This is a genomic window from Psychrobacter sp. PP-21 (genome assembly GCF_033790785.1).
Taxonomy (GTDB): domain Bacteria; phylum Pseudomonadota; class Gammaproteobacteria; order Pseudomonadales; family Moraxellaceae; genus Psychrobacter.
The window spans coordinates 1-22283 of sequence record NZ_JAMYEB010000021.1; the positions used below are offsets into that span (position 1 = coordinate 1).

The following is a 22283-nucleotide window of genomic DNA, read 5'->3' on the forward strand; positions in this document are numbered from 1 at the left end:
TCATCGAAGCTGTTCATGCTACCAGCCATTTGCTCGGCTAGTTTTTTAATGTCAGATTGAGTCGTCATTGCTTATTCTCCTGTTAATGGATTATAAGCAGTTACACAGTTTTTAGGAAACTCCCGATGATTATAAAATCGAGCTGGGTTATCCAAGCTACAATGTGATTAAGCTTAAAAAAGATTGATCAGTTGTTAAATACTGATATTCACTATTAATACCTAGTTGGAACATCAAAAACTTTATAACCAAATAAGTCACTCAGTGGCTTATTTGGTTCTTCTATGAAAAGCCTTACACTCAATAAGCTGATATTTTTTATATAAGACTAAAAATCCAAGACTTTTATTACATCATATGCAGGTGTTTCATACGGGTGTGTCTTTTTTAACGCGGCGATAGTAGCCGTTATAAATGCGTCATCTACCACCATCTCTACTCGCCACTCATCGACCGTTTCTAAACTATCGTGACGACCGATATGCGGCGTACTACCTGATAATGGCATAAACTGACCGGTTCCTTGCACTTGCCAACAGCACTGCTCGTAGTTACCAATACTCCCAGCACCAGCAGCAAACATTGCAGATTTTACTTGGTCTAACGATGCATCAGGAATGAATACGGTTAACTTATACATAGGTTTACCTCATAGATGTCGTCAACAGACAGTCAGTCGACTAGTTTTTGGACAGAGACGGATGATCGGTCCAAATATAGCGTAGTAGCCAGTCTTTGGCATCACCTGCATAATCAATACCAATACGTGGACGCACTGACACGGGTGGCTGGCAACTATCATCTTCGACCCAAACGCTTGAGTCTGGCGTGATTGGTTTGCCATATAAATCGCGGTCGATCTGCAAGCGCTTGGTCAGTTTACCTGGACCTGCGAATTGCTTAGGATGAGTCAGCTGCTTGTTTGGACTCAGTTGTTGCTCATTAATCAGGCGGTCACTATCCTCGGTCAAAAACCCAGCGCGAATCAGTACCGACTCAGGGGATTCGGCTGCACCACTGACCAGATTGAGCATATGATGCACGCCGTAAGTCAAATAGACATAGAACACACCGCCTTGCTCATACATAATCTCTGTGCGTACTGTTCGAGTGCCTGCATGTGAATGGCAAGCGGGATCATCTTGACCAATATAGGCTTCGGTCTCAGAGATACGCATACGTAGCGTTTTTTGCTGTCCATCACTATCGGTTAGCTGTCGACATAAGACTTTACCAATCAAGTCGGCCGCGACCACACAGGTCGGACGAGTGAACCAGTCAGGCTCCAAAACGGTTGATGAGGCAGTAGACATTAGCAAAACCTTTTCTTATTTTTATGGTCTAATTGATATGAGTAAGTACTAACAAATTAGCATAAAAGTAAGATAAGGTATCGAGGACAGTGTTGGCGCTATGTTTGATTTTTTATACGAACTAAACTACAAGCCTGTACCTAAAGAGTGATACTGGTTGATAAATAGATAGGAATTGCAGTCTGTTATAAGTGGTTCCATTATGATGGTCTATTTTAAGTAGTCTGTTAATAGGTTTGTCGAGTGAAATAGCTGGTTCCGCTGGGGTATACCCTTTGTACGTACTGATCTGAATAAGGTTTGCTTAGTTAGTCCAGCAGCTGAGCTTAAATCTAGTATCCATGGTGGTAAAGTTTCTTGGAGAATTAAGTGATTTATTTTCGTGATAACGGGTCTTGGGTTCAGTTTATTCAGCACTAAAAAAACGCTTGCTAAAGTGAGGAGTTGAAAATGTTTAAAGTTGCAAATAATAAAATAGATATTTCTCACGTTAGGAAACGTTCATTAGGTTTCGGAAGAGATGATCTAGGTGAAAACTCATGTGGTTTCATCTGGAAAGAAAGTATCGAGGATTTTTTAGCAAGAACGGAAAGTGTAATTAATGACTTTATCATGGAGTGTCACATAGATGATAAAGATCAAGAAGAACCTGATATTTTATTTCTTTATGAATTAAGTTACCCATTCATAAGAGATCTACTGGAAGAACAGCCTAGTTATTTCTTAGAACTAGTAAGTGAGTACGCAAGCTTACTGGTACTACCCCCTTTTTTCGATACTCCATATATTGGAAAAAAAGACGATATAAAGTCTGGATTTACCATCAATCAGATTGATAAAGTTTACTTTGATGATGATACGATAGTTTTTGAAGGAAAAGGCTGGTTTTATAATCGTGATTAGCTCTTTATAAATAAGGAAAAAATAGCCGAAGGTTCGATGCCTGTATAGCGCACCGATCATAGATAGAATATGTATGGTAAGTACACCATGAAGTACACTGTGACTATTTCAGCGAGTTAAAACGTTGATACCATTAGCCCACAGCCAAACATTCGAATCCTCACTAGGGTACCAACATTAATATAATGGCATAAAAAACTGAGCACATGGCTCAGTTTTTTATTGTATGCTAAGTAGCTGATACTTAGTTTAATGGCACACCGATACGGTCAGCCACTTCTTCATAAGCTTCGATCACATCACCTAATGACTGGCGGAAACGGTCTTTATCAAGTTTCTTCTTGGTGTTCTTGTCCCAGATACGGCAGCCATCTGGTGAGAATTCATCACCTAAAACGATACGGTCATGGAATACGCCAAACTCTAGTTTAAAATCAACTAGGATCAAATCACCCGCATCAAACAATGCTTTCAATACATCGTTGACTTGATAGGTTAGCTCTTCCATTTTAGCCAATTGCTCTTTGGTAGCCCAGCCAAGAGATACAGAAAGTGACTCGTTGACCATCGGATCGCCTAGCGCATCATCTTTATAAAACAGCTCATACGTTGGCGGCGTCAATGCCTGCCCTTCTTCTAAGCCCAAACGGCGCACTAGGCTACCAGCTGCAAAGTTACGCACCACGCACTCAACAGGAATCATATCCAAGCGCTTGACCAATACTTCGTCATCAGACAGTTGCTTTTCGAAATGCGTTTCAATGCCAGCATCAGACAATTTTTGCATGATAAAAGCGTTAAATCGGTTATTGACCACACCTTTGCGTGCCAATTGTTCGATACGCTTACCATCAAGCGCTGAAGTATCATCACGGAAGTGCAAAATCAGAAGATCATTGTCTTCTGTTTCATAGACAGATTTGGCTTTACCTTTATACAGCAGTTGTTGCTTTTGCATTATGGGGTTCCTGTTCGTTCAAGCTTATGTGGTAAAAACGCGCAGCGACCGCTCACTCTTATTGTGTAATATCGATGTCATTGTAATCAATAACGATAAAAGCCAGCGGTATAAATAAGGAAAATGAAATTAGTTCGTAGGGCTACTAACAGCACGCTGAGGTTTTGGCAGCTGATACTGATTGCCTGATTCGTTCTGCAGTTTGAGCGTATTTGCACCAACGTTAGGTGTTGGGTATAAAGGTACAAAAGGGGCTGTTTCTTGGGCAGCAGGAAGCTCGATTGGCGCAAGCTTTTTGCTTTGTTGATAATCTAAGCTACCGTTGTCACGCTTACCAAGTAGGTTCTTGGTTGCCTGACAGCCACTCAATACTAGCGTGCTACCCAAAACTAAGGTCAGCATCGCAGGAAATAGTTTTTTCGTTGATGATACTGTCTTTGATGTTACTGTCATCGTATTGTCTCTCTGAGTTAGCAGTTGTTGCGCATGTGGGCAATTGACTTACCGTGATAAGGCAACTTGCTGCTAGATCGAATAACACTCATCTAATGTGCAGCAGGTCTTAAATCGCCGAATATCAATGTACTGGTTATCAATTTATCGTATGTTTGCTCGAACCAATGCTTCATCGATAGTCGCATGATGCTGCTCTGCCAACCAAACGAGTGGTAAGCGTATACCTTTATCGATAATACCCATTTTGTGTAGTGCGTATTTTGCTGGGATAGGGCTTGATTCGATAAACAAATCACGATGTAGGTGCTTGACCACGTCGTGGATTTTGTCAGCGGTTTCAAAGTCACCGCGCAATCCTGCGGTAAATGTCTCGCTCATGGCTTGTGGTGCTACGTTGGCAGTCACTGAGATATTGCCTTTACCGCCTACTCTTAGCAAATCAAGCGCCGTGCCATCATCACCTGATAGGACAACCATTCTATCGCCAACTACTTTTATCAGTTGCTCGCCGCGACCGACAGAGCCTGTCGCATCTTTGATGGCAACGATATTATCAATATCACACAAACGCTCAACCGTATCTTGAGCGATATCAACTACTGTACGTCCAGGCACGTTGTAGAGCATCTGGGGAATATTGACGGCTTTAGCAATGGCTTGATAATGCTGATATAAGCCTTCTTGTGGCGGCTTGTTGTAATAAGGGGCAACCAATAACGCACAGTCTGCACCAGCATCTGCTGCATCTTGAGTCAGTTTGATGGCTTCCATGGTGTTGTTCGCACCAGTACCCGCGATAACAGGCACGCGACCTTTGACATGCTTTACAAAGTAGCGAATAACATCACTATGCTCTTGCATAGATAAGGTTGCCGACTCGCCAGTAGTGCCGACAGCGACGAGGCAATGAGTGCCCTGCTCAATCTGCCAGTCTATGAGGTCTGCCAGACGTTTATAATCGACCGTGCCGTCAGGATGCATGGGCGTTACCAAAGCTACCATTGAGCCTTGTAGTCGGGTTTTAATCTCGTCGTATGCTGTGCTCATAACCGTGCCTTACTGTATTATCCTAGCTTTTATCAAAGCTGTCACATGATAGGTCGTTTGCAAGTGGCCAAATATTTATATGCGTCGATAAACGCTAATGGCCATGTCTTGCTTGATGTTGATGCCGAATGTTTGTTTATTATAATAATGCTTACACCGAAAATGACTGTGTATTTAGACCAGGTATTTAGACCAGTATTGACATCAGCTACGCTAATGATTGTAAATACTCGCTCAGTCATCAAATATAATAATAAAAACGCCTGCTAGTGTAGCATATTTTTTTTTGACCGCTATCAATCAATTGATGACTGACACACAAATTACAGACTAAAAAAGAGTCTTTTTTTATTACTAAAAACCATAACTATCAGCGCAAAAGCGCAGCAATAGATAAGCTTATCACTTAATAGTCAGTTTAGCGTAATGAATACCCACTGAGATAATCTTAACGAATCGTCAACACGTCAATAGTCGGGCGATATAGCCACACCTCTTATCTTGATTTCCCGAGAACTCACCTTCGGTAACGTCTACTCAATACGCAAGCCAATAATAGCAGGAATGCCTTGACGGATAACTTCTATCGTTACCACGCCTTTCTTAGGAAGCGAAGAGATAGCATTAGAAAAATCCGTGACCTTTTTGATCGGCTTTTGGTGAAAATTGGTGATCACATCACCTGCCAAAATCCCCGAACGTGCTGCAAGCCCAGTAGGGTCGACAGTCGTCACTAAGATACCTGTTTTTCTATCCTTAGCGATTTCTGCTTGCTCATCCTCAGTCAAATCACGCAAGCGTAAGCCCAGCTGTATATCATCACTCTGCTGATCACCGCCCTGAGCTCTCACGTCATCAGGTGCATAGGCAAGTTTACCGCTCACAATCATTTGCTTACCATTACGCTGAATCTGTGCGCGAAATGAATCGCTTGGCTTTGCTCGATTGAGCAAATTCAACAAATCAGAAGCGCGCATGATTTGTACATTATTATATTGCAAGATGATGTCACCAGGTTTTAGACCTGATTTTTGTGCTGGTGAATCTGGAGATACACGGGTTAGTAGGGCACCTTGAGGTCGATCCAGTTTATACGCTTCGGCCAGATTACGGTCGATATCTTGCGGATAGATGCCCAGATATGCACGAGCTACCTCACCATTGGTCTTCAATTGCTCATAGATATCCATCGCAGCATCAATCGGGATAGAGAACGACAGTCCCATATAGCCGCCAGTACCACTGAAAATGCGTGAGTTAATACCGATGACTTCGCCGCGCTGATTGAACAGCGGTCCACCTGAGTTACCAGGGTTCAGTGCTACGTCTGTCTGGATAAATGGCACACTGGTCTCACGTGAGAAGCTGCGTGATTTTGCACTGACGATACCAGCAGAAGCAGAATAGTCAAAACCAAATGGTGAACCAATGGCCAGTACCGGCTCCCCTACTTTTAGGCTGTTTGAATCGCCAATCGGCAGCGCAGGAAACTGACTGCCTTCTACTTTTAACACAGCCACATCTGAGCGCTCGTCACTACCGACCAAGGTCGCATCCAGCTCTGTTCTATCATTAAGTGTGACCGTAATCTTGTCAGCGCCTTCGATGACATGATGGTTGGTCAGCATATAGCCGTTAGATGTGATAAAAAACCCTGTACCGTAAGCATTCTCAATCGCTGGCGTGGCGGCACGATCAGGAATACGCACACGATCACCAAAGAACTGTCTTAACACTTCAGCCGTTTGGGCTTTAGCAAGCTCAGCTTCACTGATGGTTTTGGTGACGTTGACACGCGCTACCGCTGGTGTGACTTGTTGAACAAGGTCAGAAAAATCAGCCGTCGTCACGGCAGCATGGGCATTATTCATGGTTGTGACACTGATACCAGCCACCATAGCGGTACTCACAGCAAATGCTAGTGCGCTACGCTGTAACCAAAGTCGCATATCGACAGTGGTTCGTGCTCTAAACATATTGATAGGCATATTGTCCTCCATATGAATGGTCATTATTATTGTTATCGATCGTTATCATTGATCATTGTACGACAGTTATTTTTGATGATTACTGTTGATGGTTGTTTTCAATAGTACCTTATCCATGTTGCTTATAACTATCTTACAACCAAGCTGCTATATCCATCATTATATCTGCTTACTCTTTCATTGCTGCTCTATACGTTATAGAGCTACAGAACGTGGCAAATACGTCCGATCTCCAGCCGTATATAGCGCCGAGTTGACCTCATATTATTGTCGTATTCGCAGCGTGCAAGACTACCGTCGCTACTGTATGATGAATAAAATGCTGTCTTGTCATCGCTTCTATAGTGCAGAATAACCCAAGGTATCGCTATTTCATACTTACTTTGTACAATTTTATGGCGCTATGATGATATTGTGACCAGCGCTATCTACATGGGCATGAAATAAAACCATGCTATGATAGCAAGCAAAATATATTACTTAACAAACAAAAGTTACTTTGAAAAATATTATCGATGAGCAGTTTTATCAGGCTGACCATCATCACCCTTGTTTTCCATCTTTTGCATTTTTAGGACAATATTATTTGTCTACAGATGCTTTTGTCTTTACTACTTTATAGTATATATATCATATCTGGCTCATGTTGTGATTCATGATGGCTATCAATGTTGTGACCCAGACACGATAAATGCTGGTGACAACCGATTATTAGAATGAACGATGGCACTATTTTATAGTAGCTATGGATAGATATAAAATATGACAAGATTATAAAAGGATTAATTTATGGATACCGCCCTATTGCTATCCGGCGTGGTTGGGATCGGCATCGCCGCCCAATGGTTGGCTTGGTATTTAAAGCAACCGTCCATTTTATTTTTATTATTGATTGGTATTATCGTCGGTCCCGTATTAGGGATATTTGACCCCGATTTGGTATTGGGTGAGCTGATGTTCCCCTTTATCTCTCTGGGCGTCGCGATTATCTTATTCGAAGGTTCGCTGACGCTAGAGTTCGATGAGATCAAGCAGCACGGTACTGTCGTACAAATGCTGGTATCAGTGGGTGTGCTTATCACCATCGCCATCGTAGCGCTATCGACTTACTTACTATTCGATGTTGACCCATTGATTGCCTTGCTGTTCGGGGCGCTAGTCTGTGTGACTGGTCCGACGGTCATTATGCCACTCTTGCGTAGTGTACGTCCCAACAAGACGATATCTAATATTCTCAAATGGGAAGGTATCATCATTGACCCAATCGGCGCGATTGCCGTGGTATTGGTCTATGAGTATATTATCTCAGGCGGCGAAGCCAGTAGTATTTTGCTATTTGCCAAAATCGTTGTATTGGCAACAGCACTAGGTATGGCAGGTGCTTGGTTACTAGCATTTCTCATGCGTCGACATATGGTTCCTGAGTTTCTACGCAATGTGTTTACCCTCGCGTTTGTGCTGGTATTGTTTTCGATTTCTAACCACCTAGAGCATGAGTCCGGTCTCTTGACGGTCACCGTACTGGGTGTGGCATTGGCAAACTGGCCAAAGTTCCCTCGCGAGACGATTTTGGAGTTTAACGAGTCATTGACCGTTCTGCTTATCTCTGTCCTATTCATTATTCTGGCGGCTCGTGTCGAGTTGGCAAGCTTATTGAGCGTGGGTTTTGCAGGGCTAGTACTACTTGCTATCGTCATGTTTGTGGCACGTCCTCTATCGGTCTGGGCATCGGCTATTGGCTCAAACCTAAGAACCAACGAAAAGCTAATGATTAGCTGGATTGGACCACGTGGTATCGTTGCTGCTGCTATCTCATCACTGTTTGCGATTCGTTTGCAAGAGTACGATATTCAAGGTGTTGAGCTACTAGTGCCATTGGTGTTTATGGTCATCATCGGTACGGTCATGATTCAAGGACTGGGTGCAAAAGTAGTCGGTAACTTGCTCGGCGTACGTGAGCCTGAAACCAATGGTATTCTGATTGTCGGCTCAAACCCCATCGCCCTATTGATTGCAACATCGCTCAAAGACCAAGGGTTTGACGTCATCGTCGCGCATAACAACTATACCAATATTGCACGCGCCCGTATGAGTGGACTGCGTACGTACTTTGGTAACCCTATCTCCGATCATGCCGATCATCATCTCGATCTTATTGGTATTGGTCGTCTGTTTGCCATGAGTATGGATAAAGAGATGAACACCCTGTCTGAGATTCATTATCGTCATGAATTCGGAGAGCGTAAGCTATACCGCCTTAAATTCAGTGATGAAAAAGTCAGAAGTGAGCGTGACGACAAGCAATCAAACTTCCACTCGCAGTGGCTATTTGGCAAAGATGTGACGTATACCAAACTTGCTAGTATGCTGTCCAAGAAAGCCCGAATTAAGATTACCAACATTACTGACAGTTATAGCTTTGAGCAGTATAAAGCGGATAACAAACAGTTCGTGCCGCTATATACGATAGACAAAGAAGGCAAGCTACATGTCATTACTGATAAGTTTGACGGTACAGTACCTCGTGATCGTAAGCTTATCTCCCTGGTCGTGGATGACGAAGTACAGCCAAAACCTGTCGATGTGACCGCTAAGCAAGAGCAAGCTCGTGTGGCAGCTGATGCTAACTTTGAATCGAGCTCAAAAGCGCCTGAAAAACGTAAAGAGAAAGAACTCATCGGTGATAGTACCTCAAAAGTTGAGCCAGAGACTCCGATGGATACTACCAAAAGCACTGAGAAAAATACGGCTACTCAGTCATCAACGATTCAGGATAGTAACGTGGACAAGTCGTCTACTACCACGCCAGTAGCGACTGAGAATACAGATGTGGAGCAAAAAACAGCCTCTACCAGCTCTACTAATAATGCTCATACAGGTGTGATGTCCGCAAACTCAACAGCGACCTCAAAGACGAAAACCTCTACTCACAGTAATGGTAACGGCAACGCGCCAAAAAACAAAAAAGGTGCACTTGATCCCAATCGTCTTCCTGATTCTGGTCAAGACAATGCGACTAATACGACTGCTAAAGCTGATACTAGTACTGAGACCGATACTTCTGTTATTGTTGAAAAACCAGCCGATCAAAGTGAACCACGTGATAAAAATAGTGATAAATGACATCTGTAGCTGTTTAACCGCTAATGTCATAGTTCGTTAAATAATAAACGTTGATTAACAAAAAGCCCCAGCTATGTGCTGGGGCTTTTTGTTTTTATCACATCTGATTATTCAATAGCGAACCTTTCTGTGACGGTTTGCCATATGCGAGCACTCACCTCATCTGCGCTGCCTGATGCATCGATACGCTGTATACGTTCAGGATGCGAGCTTGCAAGTTGGCTAAAGCCATTATGCACCCACATAAAAAACGTCATTGCCTGCTGCTCAAAGCGATCGGCTGTGCTGCGCTTATTGGCGCGCGCCATGCCTTCTGCTACTGGCAAATCAAGCCACAACGTTAGCTCAGGCAATTGCGTTACGAACTGAGCGATTAGCGTCTCAATCTTGGTTAGCATTACCTTGTCACCATGCGCCCGTCCGAACCCTTGATAGGCAATAGTAGAGTCCGTAAATCTATCACAGATGACCCATATGCCCTGTTGTAGTGCAGGCATGATGACTCGCTGAATATGATCACAGCGCGCCGCGAACAGCAGCAGCAGCTCTGTATCATCCTCAATCTTAGTGGCAGGGTCTAGCAACATATCACGCAGTCGCTCAGCGAACGGACTACCACCTGGCTCGCGCGTACGTAGATATTTAACGCCGCTTTCTTCTAGTCGCAAGCACAGTTGCTCAATTGCCGTGGTCTTACCTACACCTTCAGTCCCCTCAAAACTAATGAATCGTCCTATATTAGGTGTGCTGGTAGTCTGTACATCATCGGAGCTGATGAGGTTCGATGATGCCGTGCTGGTATGTGATGGTGCGCTGATATTCATAGATACTGACATGATATGACCTTATGTCATTGATGAGCGCTATAGTTAGATTATAGCGCTCAATAAACGATAAGTTTTATAAATTAGAGGGCATTTACTGCGGCGGTGTTTGAGATTTTTTCTCACGCATGACGCTTAGATAGTCTTTGACCGCTTGGTTGTGCTCAGCCAGACTGTTGGTAAATTTGTGTCCGCCATTGCCTGTCGCCACAAAGTAAAGCGCCTCACTGTCGGCAGGATGCAGTGTTGCTTCGATAGAGGCAGCAGAAGGCAGCGCAATAGGGGTTGGTGGTAAGCCGTCAATCTGATAGGTATTATAAGAGGTTTTTTCATCGATGTCGCGGCGGCGAATATTACCATCATAGCGACTGCCCATCCCGTAGATAATGGTCGGATCCGTTTGCATACGCATGTTTTTGTTTAGACGGTTTCTGAACACCGCAGAGACCAGCTCGCGTTCTTCAGGTACGCTGGTTTCTTTTTCGATGATAGAGGCCATCACTAGCGCCTCATAAGGACTCTTATAAGGTAGATCCGGTGCGCGGTTTTCCCACGCCTCAGTCAGCGCTTGCTGCTGGCGTTTATATAGGTCAGTAAGCACTTTTTTGTCGCTGGTACCTTCACCATAGTAATACGTATCAGGAGCAAACCAACCTTCAAGATTGTAATTAACAATTGGGTCGCTGCTACTAGTCACAGCATCTGGCAGTATGCTTGCCAGGTCCAGTGCTTGTGCAATACTGGCATTATCACTGTCTGCGGTCAGTACTTCTTTTTTGATATTGTCATTATCACGTAGCGTTTGATACAAATCTTTTGACGTTTTGCCTTCGATGATTTGTACCTTTACCATAGCTGCTTTTGCGCCCTGCTCTAATATTTGCAGTGCCTCCGCGATGGTTGGGTTTTCAGGCAGCTGATAAATACCAGCATGCAATGGCGCGTCAACTTGTGACTTAATATACAGCTTGGCGACGCTGGCCGAAAATAGCGGAATCTGGTTTTGCCACTGTGGCAATAAACCATAGTAGGTCTGACCTTGGTCAATAGTGACCATTTGCTGCGGCTGCTCAATACGACCGAACAATGTCTGATAGACCATGACTAAGAAAAACGCAGCAATAAGTCCCAACACCAGCAGTACTTGATAACCACGCTGCATAAAAAATGAGGGGTTATTGACTTTGTATTGGCGCGGTTTACTATCGCCACTGATGAGTGAGACGTTGGTTGCTGGCGTTGCAGATGTGTCCTTCACCCCATCTACCACGGTTTGATCGTCCGGTAGCGTGGTATCGACACGCTCCTCGACTGTGCCATCTTGTTTATTTGATGGCGTCTCATTGGGACGTTCAGGTAGCGTACTAGGTGTAGGCTTGCTCATGGCAACTCGCGAGGCAGATGTTTGCTAGAATTTAGCACTGAACTGTGCGATTTTCAATGGTATTTGCTTAGCTTATCGATTATCTTGCTATTGATAGGAGTTTATATGGTTGAATACTCAGGCGCTTCTTTCAGTATTATCAGCTTATCTATTAATAATAAAAATATCTTATGAACCTACATTTCAATCAAAGTCTTGCTAAAAACTATACATCTAAAGCACAGATTATTCGTGTGCTCAGTGAGGGATGGGTAAAAGAAAATGGGTACTGTCCCAGCTGTAACGAGCAGCCTTTGAATGAATTTACGAACAACAGGCCAGTTGCTGATTTTTATTGCGAAAACTGTCATGAGCAATATGAGCTCAAAAGTAAAAAAGCCAAGTTAAGCAATGTTGTCAATGATGGCGCTTATAAGACGATGATTGAGCGTATCAATAGTAAGGATAACCCCAGCTTCTTCTTTTTGACCTACTCAAAGGAATACAGCGTCAATAATTTTCTGATTATTCCCAAGCATTTCTTTACGCCCAATATTATTGTTAAGCGTAAACCCTTATCAGTGACGGCAAAACGAGCAGGTTGGGTTGGTTGTAATATCGACTTACGCCAAGTACCCGAATCGGGCAAAGTATTCTTGGTCAAAAACCAGCAAGTTATACCGCGTGAAAATGTCACCCAACAGTTCCAAAAGACTTTATTTCTACGCAAACAATCTATGGCTTCACGCGGTTGGACACTCGATGTCTGGCAATGTATCGACCGACTCGATGTCAGTTTTTCTCTCAATCAGGTCTATGCTTTTGCTAATGAGTTGCAGCTCAAACATCCTGAAAACAACCATGTAAAAGATAAAATTCGCCAACAGTTACAAGTATTACGAGATAAAGGCATTATTGAATTTATAAGCCGTGGTCACTATCGAAAGTTATACTAAGAACACTTATCATCCCATAATGGTAAACCTTTGGCAGCAACCAAACGACCGTAAAACTTATGAGGAGGGTAATCTAGCTCTAGCTCATCATTTACTTTGAAAAAGTGTTTCACATTGCCATCGAGACAGGTATAAGCTCGATTTTTTACCTGTTTATTCCAGCTCATTAACAGCCCTAACGGAGTGCGAGAAGCTTTAGTAAAAGCTTGTCTTTCGGTTGTGATTGCACACATCACAGTATCTTCATGAAACTGCTTATCTAAACCTTGTTCAATGACTTCTTGACGGGTATGCGCATACTTAAACACACTTCCAAATGCTGTGTATTTTTTATCTTTCTTAGAATAAACAATACTAAATGCTATCTGTGAATAACAAGGTAAGTGAATTATTTCATCAGGGTCTCTTTTCGCTGCATAGCAAACTTTATTAAATATCATCAATCTACGAACTTGTAGTGGAATTCGTTGATCTTCATATGTAGTACGCATTTATTATCCCCTGTTAGATAGTATTGGATAGAATGCAATCATTGATCGATTAACATCAGTACGCAATACTCATTAACAAAAGACGATCAATTATGAAGAACGTTGTTGGAGATATGCATCACTCAATAGATTTCTTGCGAAAATACCAGTGCATTAACTTCAGTTGACGGAGCCGCAAAGGCTAGTGATGATTTATGTAAGAAGGCTGATACGTCATATAAACACAGTATCAAGATCATCATATTATAGCCGCTAAATTTATTAGCAGCTATGACTATGAGTAGTAACTTAATTATGAGTCTCGTATAACATAGTAATTATTTCGAACTATAACAGACGCCTTTCATTATAACGTTCAGGTTTAGGTTCTCCTTGATTGTCACGGTATACATCTGCAATTAACTCATCTCTATCATCCCATAGTGGCAGACGAGCTGTCGCAACTAGACGGTCATGAAACTTATGCGGTGGATAATCAGAATCAATTTCATCATTTATCCGAAAAAAAACCTCTTCACGATAGTCAACATAAGCATGCATTCTATTCTTTACATATTTATTCCAATACCACACTAATTGTATAGGTGTACTAGCTGGGCGAGTGAACTGTTTTAGATTAACAGTCAGCGCACACTTTACTGGCTCGTCATTAGGAAAAACGCGAATACGTTGCTCAATAACTTCTTCGGGTGTTTGTGCATACTCAAACACACCACCAAAGGCTATAAATTTCTTAAAATCCTTTAGGTACATAACTCCGAGTGATAACTGAGTAAATCTTGATAAATGAATAATTTCATCAGGTTCTTTCTTCGCTAATTTACAGATTTCATCAAAAATCATCAAACGACGGATTTGTAACGGGATACTTTCATCTTCATAAACTTCGTACATTGGCTTATCTCCTTACCTTATTAGATAAGTAGCATTGATCGATTTGCTTTGTGGCACAAGCCTGCGTAACAAAAGACGATCACTTCTTTTGAGGGCTTTTGCTAATCTAGTTGGCATTGATGACTAAAGTTATTTGTGAGAAATGGAAGTGAATACGACAAGAAAAGATGAGAAAGCGATGCAAAAATTCCAAATAGAGATTGTCGAAACATCAAGTAATATCGTGGAAATCGTCGCAGAAGATAAACAAAGTGCGCTTTTAAAAGCGCAAGAGATGTATAGCAGTGAGCAAGTGGTTTTATATCCTGATGACTTCGTTGATACCCAATTCAATATTTTTCAATAACAGCTAGGTAGATTAAAAATCTACAACATCACCTGACAGTAACGTCAGGCTAGTCATTGGCATGATACCGCGCAGTGCATTGCAAAAGAATAACTGCGTGACTCTAGGCAAATCTTCATCTGATAACGACCGTATCACCACTGGATATTGCGTCGTGGATAGAGCATCGATAATTACCTGACGCATAATACCAGCAACGCCCGATTGAGTCATAGAAGGCGTGTACCATTGACCGCTGGTTAGATAATGACCTTGGGCTAGAGAGCTGTCACCCACCTCATGACTGTTGGAGGATTTCTTGGACTCTGATATTGGCTTATCTGCCAATTGATAAAATACATTACTCATCGTACCCTCGACCCACTGCCCGCTCATATCACGCAGCAGCCCTTCGCCAAGCGTTACCGCAAGTTTAGAGGCCAATGCCTCAGATTTTATCTGCTGTAGCTCACCACTAGCGAGGACATTGTCTAAACGATTAAGGCTCTTAAGTCCTGCTAGCGTTGGCGGTAAGCAAGCAATCTGCGAAGACAAACATACTGCCGAGGCGTGAGGTTGGATGGGTACCAAACTCCCATCGGGCAAAGGCAGTTGCAGCGCCGTAGATACTCTCATGACCGTAGCCTTTAGCCATATCTCACAGTCGCTTCCATTTGCACTAGGTGTATAACCATAACCGCGTACATCCTGCGTAGCACGAGTGACTACGAGTTTTAGCATACCCTGCTCTAATTGCTGGGCATACAGTTGCAGTACTGCTAATAAATCTTCGCTGTTTATATTTAACTGCAAGGCGTCAGCATGAGAGACGAGCCGCTGATAATGATAGTCTGACCACAGTATCAACCCATCGATGACGCCCATGGTAGTAAAAAATCCATCGCCATATGCCAGTCCGCGATTATCTAGAGACACCGTCACCGTTTGGCTAGTCGACCGATTATCTTCGGTCACACTATTGTCTTTGGTCAAACTGCTGTCTTGTGGATACAGACATACCCAGCCATTCGGTACTGACGTCTTATCTATCATAGTTTAGCTATCGTCTGTTTGGGCATCAGATTTATTGATGACCAGCATACAGCTATAAAACTCGCATTTTGCCAGCTCTACTTTTTGTCCGCCAACGACTCTGTTTTTGACGATTTGACCATTGAGCATTTCACCGACCAGTTTGCCACCTTCATCACTCATCAATTGGCGCGATAGCTGGTAGGCTTTTTTGGCATGGTTTTGACTCAGCTCTTTTTCGTTGTCAGAGTCGGTAGGGTTGGCATAATACCAGCCAAGCTCTAGGTATTTTTCAGAATCGATAATATCCAAATAAGGCGCATCTGTTTTCATAAAGCGGTATTTGGTCGCAGGGTTACTGGCATAGTCTAGGCTATTTTCATCCGTGCTCATCACCTCACCGAACGCCGACTGGATGCCATTGAGCTCATTGACACTGATCGGCTCTACCGTATCAGCGCCCCATGCCGAGATGTCATATTTCACTGGTGTTCCTTGCTGGGCAGCTTGCGTATCCGTGTCAGAATTATCAGTCGTATTGGCTGGTGCGTCAGTGACTGTCTGCTCGCTACTCTCAGCATTTGCTTCTGGATTTTGAGTATCGTCTTTGGTGCTATCACAGCCACTTAATGACACACTAACCGCCATTATCGTACCAACTAGCAGGGTCTGAAGGTTATGATTCCACATGGGTTGTTTACTCACACTTTTAAATTAGTCTCAAAATGACATTACCGAGCTGACACAGATGCCGCCGATAACGAAGAATTTTTAATAAATAATGTATTTAATAAAAGTTATCACCTTACAATCATTAGAGCATATTAATTAACATATAATCCATAGTTTACCCAACTGCTCATTGCTTGACTACCTTTTACGTTACGCATAGTAGTCTTGGAGAGTACATATTTGTTAAAGCATTAATCCTTTAATATTACTGGCTAATGACTTATTTTTGGTTAACCCTTCAGTTTGTCAACCATCATTTTATCGCTTATGATGATTGGTCATGACTGACGGCTTCTTTGATGAGCCTTGCCCCTTTTAGCTAACGGACTATTTATGACTCAACACTTTATCGTCATTGGCAATCCAATTGCCCATAGTAAATCTCCAGCAATTCATGAGCAGTTTGCGCGACAAGTAGGAGCAGATATCAGCTACCAGCGTCAGTACAGCCCAGCTGACGATGCCAGCTTTATTGCTGTCGTTGAGGCGTTTTTTTGTGGGGGCGGCGTGGGTGCCAATGTAACTGTCCCTTTTAAACAGACGGCTTATGATCTTTGCACAGCGCGTGGTGGTCTATCGGATCACGCCAAGACGGCAGGCGCAGTCAACACCCTATTGATAAACAAAGCATTAGTCGCAAAAGGCGCCTCGATAGCAGAGGCTATATACGGCGATAATACAGATGGGCAAGGACTCGTCAATCACATCGCAAGCTTGGGCTGGCCACTGGCGGATGCTCGTGTTGCGCTCATTGGGGCAGGCGGCGCTGCACGCGGTGTCATACTGCCGCTGATTGAAGCAGGTATTGACACCCTTACTATTGCCAATCGTACCGTGAGTAAAGCGACTGATTTAGTAAAAGAGCTAAGTGCCGCTAGTCCCGTTATTGCAGCAAAGCAAATTGAGAGCTGTGCTACTAGTGAATTGAGCGGTGCCTTTGATATTGTTATCAATGCTACCTCGATTGGTCTGTCAGGTGATACCTTACCGCTGGATAATAATCTAAACTGCCAGTACGCTTATGACATGATGTATGGGCGCGCGCTACCGTTTTTACAGCATTTCGCGGCGCGAGATGCCCAAGTATCAGAAGGCTACGGTATGCTCATCGGACAAGCGGCGCTGAGTTTTGAGCGCTGGACGGGTCATACTATTGACGTCGCCAAAGCTACAGAATCATTGAGCCAAAAATCATGATAAGTACCGCCCATGATTAATGACTACTGATTAGACGAGCGTTATCAAAAACACTGCTGCTTTTTATGCACCAAAACGCAGCAGCAACCAATTCTCAAAACGCCGTAGTGGTACGCGTAATCGCGCCGAATGTATCGCCAAACCGCCGCTCAATCCAATCGCACAGCCAAGTGCCGTATCAATCATACGTGCATTGATAACCACGCTCGCCACTGGCGGCACAAGCATCGTGCTGCCATATTCTGCGATAAATATCGTCAACGGTGTGATAAAAATCACCGCCAGTCCGTAATGCCGATCGACAAACGACTCAATCAAAAACATCATAGCTAGTATCGCTACAGCAACACCCCACATCGATAGTCCCCAAGACAGCATCCAGTTTGCGACCGCCATACCAACCAATGTACCTAGCAAGCGATGCAACTGCTTAATCCACATGGTCCGTAGTTGCATGCCTTGGATAATAATAAAGCAACTCATCGCCGCCCAGTATGGATAAGGCATATCTAACAGTACCGCTATCACCAATGCCAAACTGACAAAACTTACGACAATGAGACTGTCACTGATCGTATCTGGCTCATACTGATAGCTAGGTGCAGGGGCGATAGGACGTGCGGCGAGTAGAAACAATGTATAGAGCAGCGCTAACAGCATCGAAGACCCGCTGCCCAACAGCACAAGTCCTATGGCTGATAGGGTTTGGTCTATCGGCACAGGAATAAACAGCGCAATGGCACCTGCCATCAATACAAACAACCCTGCTGGTGGTGGCTGCCGATAATAGCGACCTAGCATCACAACACCAAGAGCAATGAACATAAATACAGGAAGCCTGAGTACAGGCAGCTGCTGCGCCATGAGTCCCAGTGCAAAACTAAGTATCATGGCAAACCCCCAAGCCATCACCGTCACCAACCGATAAGGTAATGTACCAGCCAATGGCAAGTTCAGAATAATCATCGACCCTAATGACGCTTTGATACCAGAGGCCAAATCACCAAAATAAGCCCCCACAAACACCGGAAAGCTAATAGCAATCGCCATAATAATAGGCATGTGCCACGGTCTTTGGCTACGATTGATGGTGAGTAGATGTCCAAGCTCTCCATCAATAAGCAGTTTTATGCGAGTGAATAGCGCGGACCACCACGACCCTTGTTTTTGCTGTTTTGACTCACTCATAAAAGACTTTCCTCGTTTATCGAATCGACTCTCTTCGTGTTTTTACTCGTTATAGATAGTGGGTTACAGACAGTTTTGAGACCTATATCGCTTACATATAATAACTAAATGTAATTAATTATATAAAAAAACATGAATAATAGTTATTAGTTGTATATTTGTTGTCCTATAAGATCTATAATCATATCAACGCCATAACAGCTGACGCTTAACAAGGACGTCTTACCTACCCTTACAACGGACTTGCTGTTTGTTACCAGTCCATATGACGACCTATAGTGTCTATCTCACTTAAAATAAGCAAATATCGCTGACATGCATTTTGACTCGAATATTGCGCCATAAGTCTATGATAGCGAACCAACCAAAGAGAGCGATTATGTTAACTTACAAAGCACCTTTACGTGACATCAAATTTTTGATTAATGATGTATTTGATTTTCAAACCCACTATAAAGATTTGGACAACGGCGAAAATGCCGATCCTGAAACTGTAGACATGATTCTACAAGGCATGGCTGATTTTGCTGAAAACGTCATTGCCCCGCTCTATCAATCAGGTGGTGAAGAAGGCTGTCATTTCGAAGATGGCGTCGTGACCACGCCAAAAGGCTTCAAAGAGGCTTATGACCAGTTTGTAGAAGGCGGCTGGCAAGGTATCTCATATCCTGAAGAATTCGGTGGTATGAATCTGCCAACGTCAATCAACCTTATCAAATCTGAGATGATCGGTACTGCTAACTGGTCATGGTCGATGTATCCTGGTCTATCAACAGGTTGTATCAACACATTGCTTCAGTACGGTACTGACGAGCAAAAAGCACTGTATTTACCTAAGTTGGTCGAAGGCTCATGGGCAGGTACCATGTGTCTGACTGAACCACAGTGTGGTACGGATTTGGGTCAAGTTAAATCGAAAGCCATCCCACAAGAAGACGGTACATACAAAGTCAGCGGCACCAAAATCTTTATCTCAAGCGGTGAGCATGACTTAACAGATAACATCGTCCATATCGTTCTAGCACGTCTACCAAATGCACCAGAAGGCACGCGCGGTATCTCATTATTCATCGTACCTAAGTTCATGCCGAACGCTGAAGGTGAAGCTGGCGAGCGTAATGCCGTTGTCTGTGGTTCAATCGAACACAAAATGGGCATCAGCGCATCATCGACTTGTGTATTGAACTTTGATGGTGCGACAGGCTATCTGATTGGCGAGCCGCACAAAGGCCTAAAAGCCATGTTTACATTCATGAACACGGCTCGTATCGGTACGGGTATCCAGGGTCTGGCGCATACAGAGCTGTCTTTTCAAAACGCGCTTCCTTATGCTAAAGAGCGCCGCTCAATGCGTACGTTATCAGGTACTAAAGACCCTGAAAAAGTAGCTGATGCGATCATCCATCATGCTGATGTACGCCGTATGCTACTGACACAAAAAGCCTTTGCCGAAGGCGGCCGCTCAATGATTTATCATTCGGCACGCTACGCTGATAAAATGGTACAGGGTATCGTCAATGGCGATGATGAAGAATTCGAAAAATGGGATGACAAGCTAGGCTTCTACACGCCAATCCTAAAAGGCTTCTTAACTGAGCTAGGTATCGAAGCTGCCAAGCATGGTCAGCAAGTCTATGGTGGTCACGGCTATATCAAAGAATGGGGCATGGAGATGATCGCTCGTGATGCTCGTATTGCGACGATGTACGAAGGTACTACTGGCGTACAGGCACTTGATCTACTAGGTCGTAAGGTTATCTTACAGTCTAAAGGTAAGATTATCCGTGATTACACCTCTAGCATCATGAAATGGTGTGGCGAGTACGCACTTGATAAAGAAATGCGTAAATTCGTTTGGGCACTGACCAAACTATGTGCTGAGTGGAACACCTTGACGGTACGCTTGATGCTGATGGCACGTAAAGATCGTGAAATCATCTCAGCAGCGTCAGAAGACTTCCTCATGTACTCAGGCTACGTGATGATGGGTTACCATTGGGCTCGTATGGCAGCAGTGGCTTATGACAAGCTTGAAAATGGTGGTACAGAAGCACCAGAATTCTACAAAGCTAAAATTCAAACTGCTGAATTCTACTTTGATAAGCTGTTGCCTCGTACGTCAGGCCATGCTGAAGGGATGGTCGCACCTAGCGAAAGCATGACCGCAATGGATATCGAAAACTTTTCGTTCCTAGACTAATATTGTACGAATAAGCCATAAAAAAGCGCCTATCATTTAGGCGCTTTTTTGTGCTTAATTAAAAATGCTTTAGTACATCGTATGCTTTAGTACATCGTATTCAACACAATAGACTTGGAAAACAATAGCTTCGGCGAGTATAACCGCTGTTAGCTACCTAGCATCTTCTTGTGATACACCGCACTAATCTCTTCAACTTCTACACATATCTGCAAGACTGCACGTCCTGACTGCTCGTGCCCTATCTTGTCCTCAATGGTTGCGACCAATAGCTCAGCCAGTTGATTGCGAGTCTCTATATCACGTCCGCTCATCAGCTTTAGGTGCGCATAGATAAATCCATTGGCCTGCTCATCGTCTTCAACACCTACCAAAAATGTCTCCATAGGTATGATACGTGCCTTGATATCAGCAGGTTGTTTGAACTGTCCACTGTCCCACAGCGCTTTGTTTAGCGATTTGAGCAATGACTCTTCGTGAGCGATACGAACGTTTGGCGTGACTTGAAGGGTTAAATGCGGCATGAGTACATCCTTAGATATAGAGAAATTAATAAATAAATTGGCTCATCAGTTTACGCGTTCTGCCTGACTACCGTAAAATATTTATTGATATTATTCATCAGTAATCGCACTAAAACAGGCATCAAGTGTCTGAGCCAATTGTACGGATGGCAGCTCAATCTCTAAACCGCGACGACCACCGCTGACATAGATGGTTAACTGATCTTGAGCCGTGCTATCTATCACTGTCTTCAGGCGCTTTTTTTGTCCTAAAGGACTGACGCCGCCCAGTACATAGCCCGTGCTGCGCTCGACTTGTTTTGGGTCAGCCATCTGTACTTTTTTGCAGGACAGCAATTTATTGGCAGATAACACCTTGGCCATTTTTTTAAAATTAAGCGTTTTGTCTACTGGCAGTATCGCGACAGCAAGCACATCGCTATCCGTTGATACAACCAATGTCTTAAACACTTGTGTCGCATCCACGCCAAGCTTTTCTGCAGCTTCTAGTCCAAACGATGGGGCATGGCTGTCGTGAGTATATTCGTGTACTTGATAATCAAGACCACGTTTTTTGGCAAGGTCGATAGCTGGTGTCATAGGATTTAGGCTTAGTATAGTGAAGTTAAAAAGTAGAAGACACATATGTTTATCATATCTGTCACCACTGTATTATTACGCCAAACACCGTCATATTTCAAATATTTGGATTTTTTATAACATCTATCACTTACTATAGCGTGACCAGACCGTATTAATATTCGCAGTATATGCAGACACGATATATCGC

The 22283-nt window shown here is 43.4% G+C and carries 21 protein-coding genes and 1 pseudogene; 6 read left to right on the plus strand and 16 right to left on the minus strand.

Annotation, left to right across the window (positions count from 1 at the left end; all coding sequences use genetic code 11):
* The 3 genes and pseudogenes from NJD71_RS14020 to NJD71_RS12165 all read right to left on the minus strand — a co-directional run.
* Positions 1-68: pseudogene (locus NJD71_RS14020) on the minus strand (transposase); the annotation flags it as partial.
* 260 nt (positions 69-328) lie between these two features.
* The gene (locus tag NJD71_RS12160) at positions 329-640 is read right to left on the minus strand and encodes an NGG1p interacting factor NIF3 (protein ID WP_319052205.1); all 312 of its coding nucleotides are present in this window, start codon (positions 638-640) and stop codon (positions 329-331) included.
* A 40-nt stretch (positions 641-680) separates the two neighbouring features.
* The gene (locus NJD71_RS12165; RefSeq protein ID WP_319052206.1) at positions 681-1313 is read right to left on the minus strand and encodes a DNA-3-methyladenine glycosylase; all 633 of its coding nucleotides are present in this window, start codon (positions 1311-1313) and stop codon (positions 681-683) included.
* 450 nt (positions 1314-1763) lie between these two features.
* On the opposite strand from NJD71_RS12165, the gene NJD71_RS12170 reads away from it, so the two are divergent.
* Positions 1764-2216: a hypothetical protein gene (locus tag NJD71_RS12170; protein ID WP_319052207.1), complete on the plus strand. Its 453-nt coding sequence runs from the start codon at positions 1764-1766 to the stop codon at positions 2214-2216.
* Positions 2217-2460: 244 nt separating this feature from the next.
* On the opposite strand, the gene purC is transcribed toward NJD71_RS12170, so the two are convergent.
* From purC to NJD71_RS12190, 4 genes are all read right to left on the minus strand, one after another.
* On the minus strand, positions 2461-3174 hold the full coding sequence (purC, locus tag NJD71_RS12175) for a phosphoribosylaminoimidazolesuccinocarboxamide synthase (RefSeq protein WP_319052208.1): 714 nt from the start codon (positions 3172-3174) through the stop codon (positions 2461-2463).
* A 129-nt stretch (positions 3175-3303) separates the two neighbouring features.
* Entirely contained in the window at positions 3304-3627 is a 324-nt protein-coding gene (locus tag NJD71_RS12180; protein ID WP_442967682.1) for a hypothetical protein, read from the minus strand.
* Positions 3628-3771: 144 nt separating this feature from the next.
* Positions 3772-4677, minus strand: a complete 906-nt coding sequence (dapA, locus tag NJD71_RS12185) for a 4-hydroxy-tetrahydrodipicolinate synthase (protein WP_319052209.1) — start codon at positions 4675-4677, stop codon at positions 3772-3774.
* 533 nt (positions 4678-5210) lie between these two features.
* Positions 5211-6575 (minus strand): Do family serine endopeptidase, encoded by a 1365-nt coding sequence (locus NJD71_RS12190; protein WP_442967684.1) that lies wholly within the window; start codon positions 6573-6575, stop codon positions 5211-5213.
* A gap of 879 nt (positions 6576-7454) precedes the next feature.
* On the opposite strand from NJD71_RS12190, the gene NJD71_RS12195 reads away from it, so the two are divergent.
* Entirely contained in the window at positions 7455-9788 is a 2334-nt protein-coding gene (locus NJD71_RS12195; RefSeq protein ID WP_319052211.1) for a cation:proton antiporter, read from the plus strand.
* 107 nt (positions 9789-9895) lie between these two features.
* Here NJD71_RS12195 and tmk read toward each other — a convergent pair whose 3' ends face one another.
* Both tmk and mltG read right to left on the minus strand, forming a co-directional pair.
* Positions 9896-10624, minus strand: coding sequence for a dTMP kinase (gene tmk / locus NJD71_RS12200; RefSeq protein WP_319052213.1), 729 nt, complete (start codon positions 10622-10624; stop codon positions 9896-9898).
* Between the two features lie 82 nt (positions 10625-10706).
* Positions 10707-11996 (minus strand): endolytic transglycosylase MltG, encoded by a 1290-nt coding sequence (gene mltG, locus NJD71_RS12205; protein ID WP_319052214.1) that lies wholly within the window; start codon positions 11994-11996, stop codon positions 10707-10709.
* A 170-nt stretch (positions 11997-12166) separates the two neighbouring features.
* On the opposite strand from mltG, the gene NJD71_RS12210 reads away from it, so the two are divergent.
* Positions 12167-12931, plus strand: coding sequence for a DpnI domain-containing protein (locus NJD71_RS12210; protein WP_319052215.1), 765 nt, complete (start codon positions 12167-12169; stop codon positions 12929-12931).
* Here NJD71_RS12210 and NJD71_RS12215 read toward each other — a convergent pair.
* On the minus strand, positions 12928-13422 hold the full coding sequence (locus NJD71_RS12215; protein ID WP_319052216.1) for a hypothetical protein: 495 nt from the start codon (positions 13420-13422) through the stop codon (positions 12928-12930). The two genes, NJD71_RS12210 and NJD71_RS12215, sit on opposite strands and share 4 nt — an antisense overlap.
* Positions 13423-13749: 327 nt before the next feature.
* On the minus strand, positions 13750-14316 hold the full coding sequence (locus NJD71_RS12220; protein WP_319052217.1) for a hypothetical protein: 567 nt from the start codon (positions 14314-14316) through the stop codon (positions 13750-13752).
* A 148-nt stretch (positions 14317-14464) separates the two neighbouring features.
* Here NJD71_RS12220 and NJD71_RS12225 point away from each other — a divergent pair, with 148 nt between their 5' ends.
* The gene (locus NJD71_RS12225) at positions 14465-14662 is read left to right on the plus strand and encodes a DpnD/PcfM family protein (RefSeq protein ID WP_319052218.1); all 198 of its coding nucleotides are present in this window, start codon (positions 14465-14467) and stop codon (positions 14660-14662) included.
* Between the two features lie 12 nt (positions 14663-14674).
* Here NJD71_RS12225 and NJD71_RS12230 read toward each other — a convergent pair whose 3' ends face one another.
* Together NJD71_RS12230 and NJD71_RS12235 are read right to left on the minus strand one after the other, a co-directional pair.
* Positions 14675-15694: an aminotransferase class IV gene (locus NJD71_RS12230; protein WP_319052219.1), complete on the minus strand. Its 1020-nt coding sequence runs from the start codon at positions 15692-15694 to the stop codon at positions 14675-14677.
* Between the two features lie 3 nt (positions 15695-15697).
* Positions 15698-16363 (minus strand): hypothetical protein, encoded by a 666-nt coding sequence (locus tag NJD71_RS12235; RefSeq protein ID WP_319052220.1) that lies wholly within the window; start codon positions 16361-16363, stop codon positions 15698-15700.
* A gap of 375 nt (positions 16364-16738) precedes the next feature.
* On the opposite strand from NJD71_RS12235, the gene aroE reads away from it, so the two are divergent.
* Positions 16739-17602: a shikimate dehydrogenase gene (gene aroE / locus NJD71_RS12240; protein ID WP_319052221.1), complete on the plus strand. Its 864-nt coding sequence runs from the start codon at positions 16739-16741 to the stop codon at positions 17600-17602.
* A gap of 63 nt (positions 17603-17665) precedes the next feature.
* On the opposite strand, the gene NJD71_RS12245 is transcribed toward aroE, so the two are convergent.
* Positions 17666-18790: an FUSC family protein gene (locus tag NJD71_RS12245; protein WP_319052222.1), complete on the minus strand. Its 1125-nt coding sequence runs from the start codon at positions 18788-18790 to the stop codon at positions 17666-17668.
* A gap of 379 nt (positions 18791-19169) precedes the next feature.
* Between NJD71_RS12245 and NJD71_RS12250 the strand changes: the two genes are divergently transcribed.
* Positions 19170-20990, plus strand: coding sequence for an acyl-CoA dehydrogenase C-terminal domain-containing protein (locus NJD71_RS12250; RefSeq protein WP_319052223.1), 1821 nt, complete (start codon positions 19170-19172; stop codon positions 20988-20990).
* Positions 20991-21139: 149 nt separating this feature from the next.
* Here NJD71_RS12250 and NJD71_RS12255 read toward each other — a convergent pair whose 3' ends face one another.
* Both NJD71_RS12255 and ybaK read right to left on the minus strand, forming a co-directional pair.
* Complete coding sequence (locus NJD71_RS12255; RefSeq protein ID WP_319052224.1) at positions 21140-21514, minus strand: 5-carboxymethyl-2-hydroxymuconate Delta-isomerase; 375 nt, start codon at positions 21512-21514, stop codon at positions 21140-21142.
* 90 nt (positions 21515-21604) lie between these two features.
* The gene (ybaK, locus tag NJD71_RS12260) at positions 21605-22093 is read right to left on the minus strand and encodes a Cys-tRNA(Pro) deacylase (RefSeq protein WP_319052225.1); all 489 of its coding nucleotides are present in this window, start codon (positions 22091-22093) and stop codon (positions 21605-21607) included.
* Positions 22094-22283 lie beyond the last annotated feature (190 nt).

Bases quoted from the DNA above. Each gene is read 5' to 3' on its own strand.
- NJD71_RS12255 (WP_319052224.1), bottom strand. From the start codon at position 21,514: ATGCCGCATTTAACCCTTCAAGTCACGCCAAACGTTCGTATCGCTCAC.
- dapA (WP_319052209.1), bottom strand. From the start codon at position 4,677: ATGAGCACAGCATACGACGAGATTAAAACCCGACTACAAGGCTCAATG.
- ybaK (WP_319052225.1), bottom strand. From the start codon at position 22,093: ATGACACCAGCTATCGACCTTGCCAAAAAACGTGGTCTTGATTATCAA.
- purC (WP_319052208.1), bottom strand. From the start codon at position 3,174: ATGCAAAAGCAACAACTGCTGTATAAAGGTAAAGCCAAATCTGTCTAT.
- NJD71_RS12245 (WP_319052222.1), bottom strand. From the start codon at position 18,790: ATGAGTGAGTCAAAACAGCAAAAACAAGGGTCGTGGTGGTCCGCGCTA.
- NJD71_RS12235 (WP_319052220.1), bottom strand. From the start codon at position 16,363: ATGTGGAATCATAACCTTCAGACCCTGCTAGTTGGTACGATAATGGCG.
- NJD71_RS12195 (WP_319052211.1), top strand. From the start codon at position 7,455: ATGGATACCGCCCTATTGCTATCCGGCGTGGTTGGGATCGGCATCGCC.
- NJD71_RS12215 (WP_319052216.1), bottom strand. From the start codon at position 13,422: ATGCGTACTACATATGAAGATCAACGAATTCCACTACAAGTTCGTAGA.
- mltG (WP_319052214.1), bottom strand. From the start codon at position 11,996: ATGAGCAAGCCTACACCTAGTACGCTACCTGAACGTCCCAATGAGACG.
- NJD71_RS12250 (WP_319052223.1), top strand. From the start codon at position 19,170: ATGTTAACTTACAAAGCACCTTTACGTGACATCAAATTTTTGATTAAT.
- aroE (WP_319052221.1), top strand. From the start codon at position 16,739: ATGACTCAACACTTTATCGTCATTGGCAATCCAATTGCCCATAGTAAA.
- NJD71_RS12160 (WP_319052205.1), bottom strand. From the start codon at position 640: ATGTATAAGTTAACCGTATTCATTCCTGATGCATCGTTAGACCAAGTA.
- NJD71_RS12165 (WP_319052206.1), bottom strand. From the start codon at position 1,313: ATGTCTACTGCCTCATCAACCGTTTTGGAGCCTGACTGGTTCACTCGT.
- NJD71_RS12230 (WP_319052219.1), bottom strand. From the start codon at position 15,694: ATGATAGATAAGACGTCAGTACCGAATGGCTGGGTATGTCTGTATCCA.
- NJD71_RS12220 (WP_319052217.1), bottom strand. From the start codon at position 14,316: ATGTACGAAGTTTATGAAGATGAAAGTATCCCGTTACAAATCCGTCGT.
- NJD71_RS12170 (WP_319052207.1), top strand. From the start codon at position 1,764: ATGTTTAAAGTTGCAAATAATAAAATAGATATTTCTCACGTTAGGAAA.
- NJD71_RS12190 (WP_442967684.1), bottom strand. From the start codon at position 6,575: ATGGTGGCTGGTATCAGTGTCACAACCATGAATAATGCCCATGCTGCC.
- tmk (WP_319052213.1), bottom strand. From the start codon at position 10,624: ATGTCAGTATCTATGAATATCAGCGCACCATCACATACCAGCACGGCA.
- NJD71_RS12210 (WP_319052215.1), top strand. From the start codon at position 12,167: ATGAACCTACATTTCAATCAAAGTCTTGCTAAAAACTATACATCTAAA.
- NJD71_RS12180 (WP_442967682.1), bottom strand. From the start codon at position 3,627: ATGACAGTAACATCAAAGACAGTATCATCAACGAAAAAACTATTTCCT.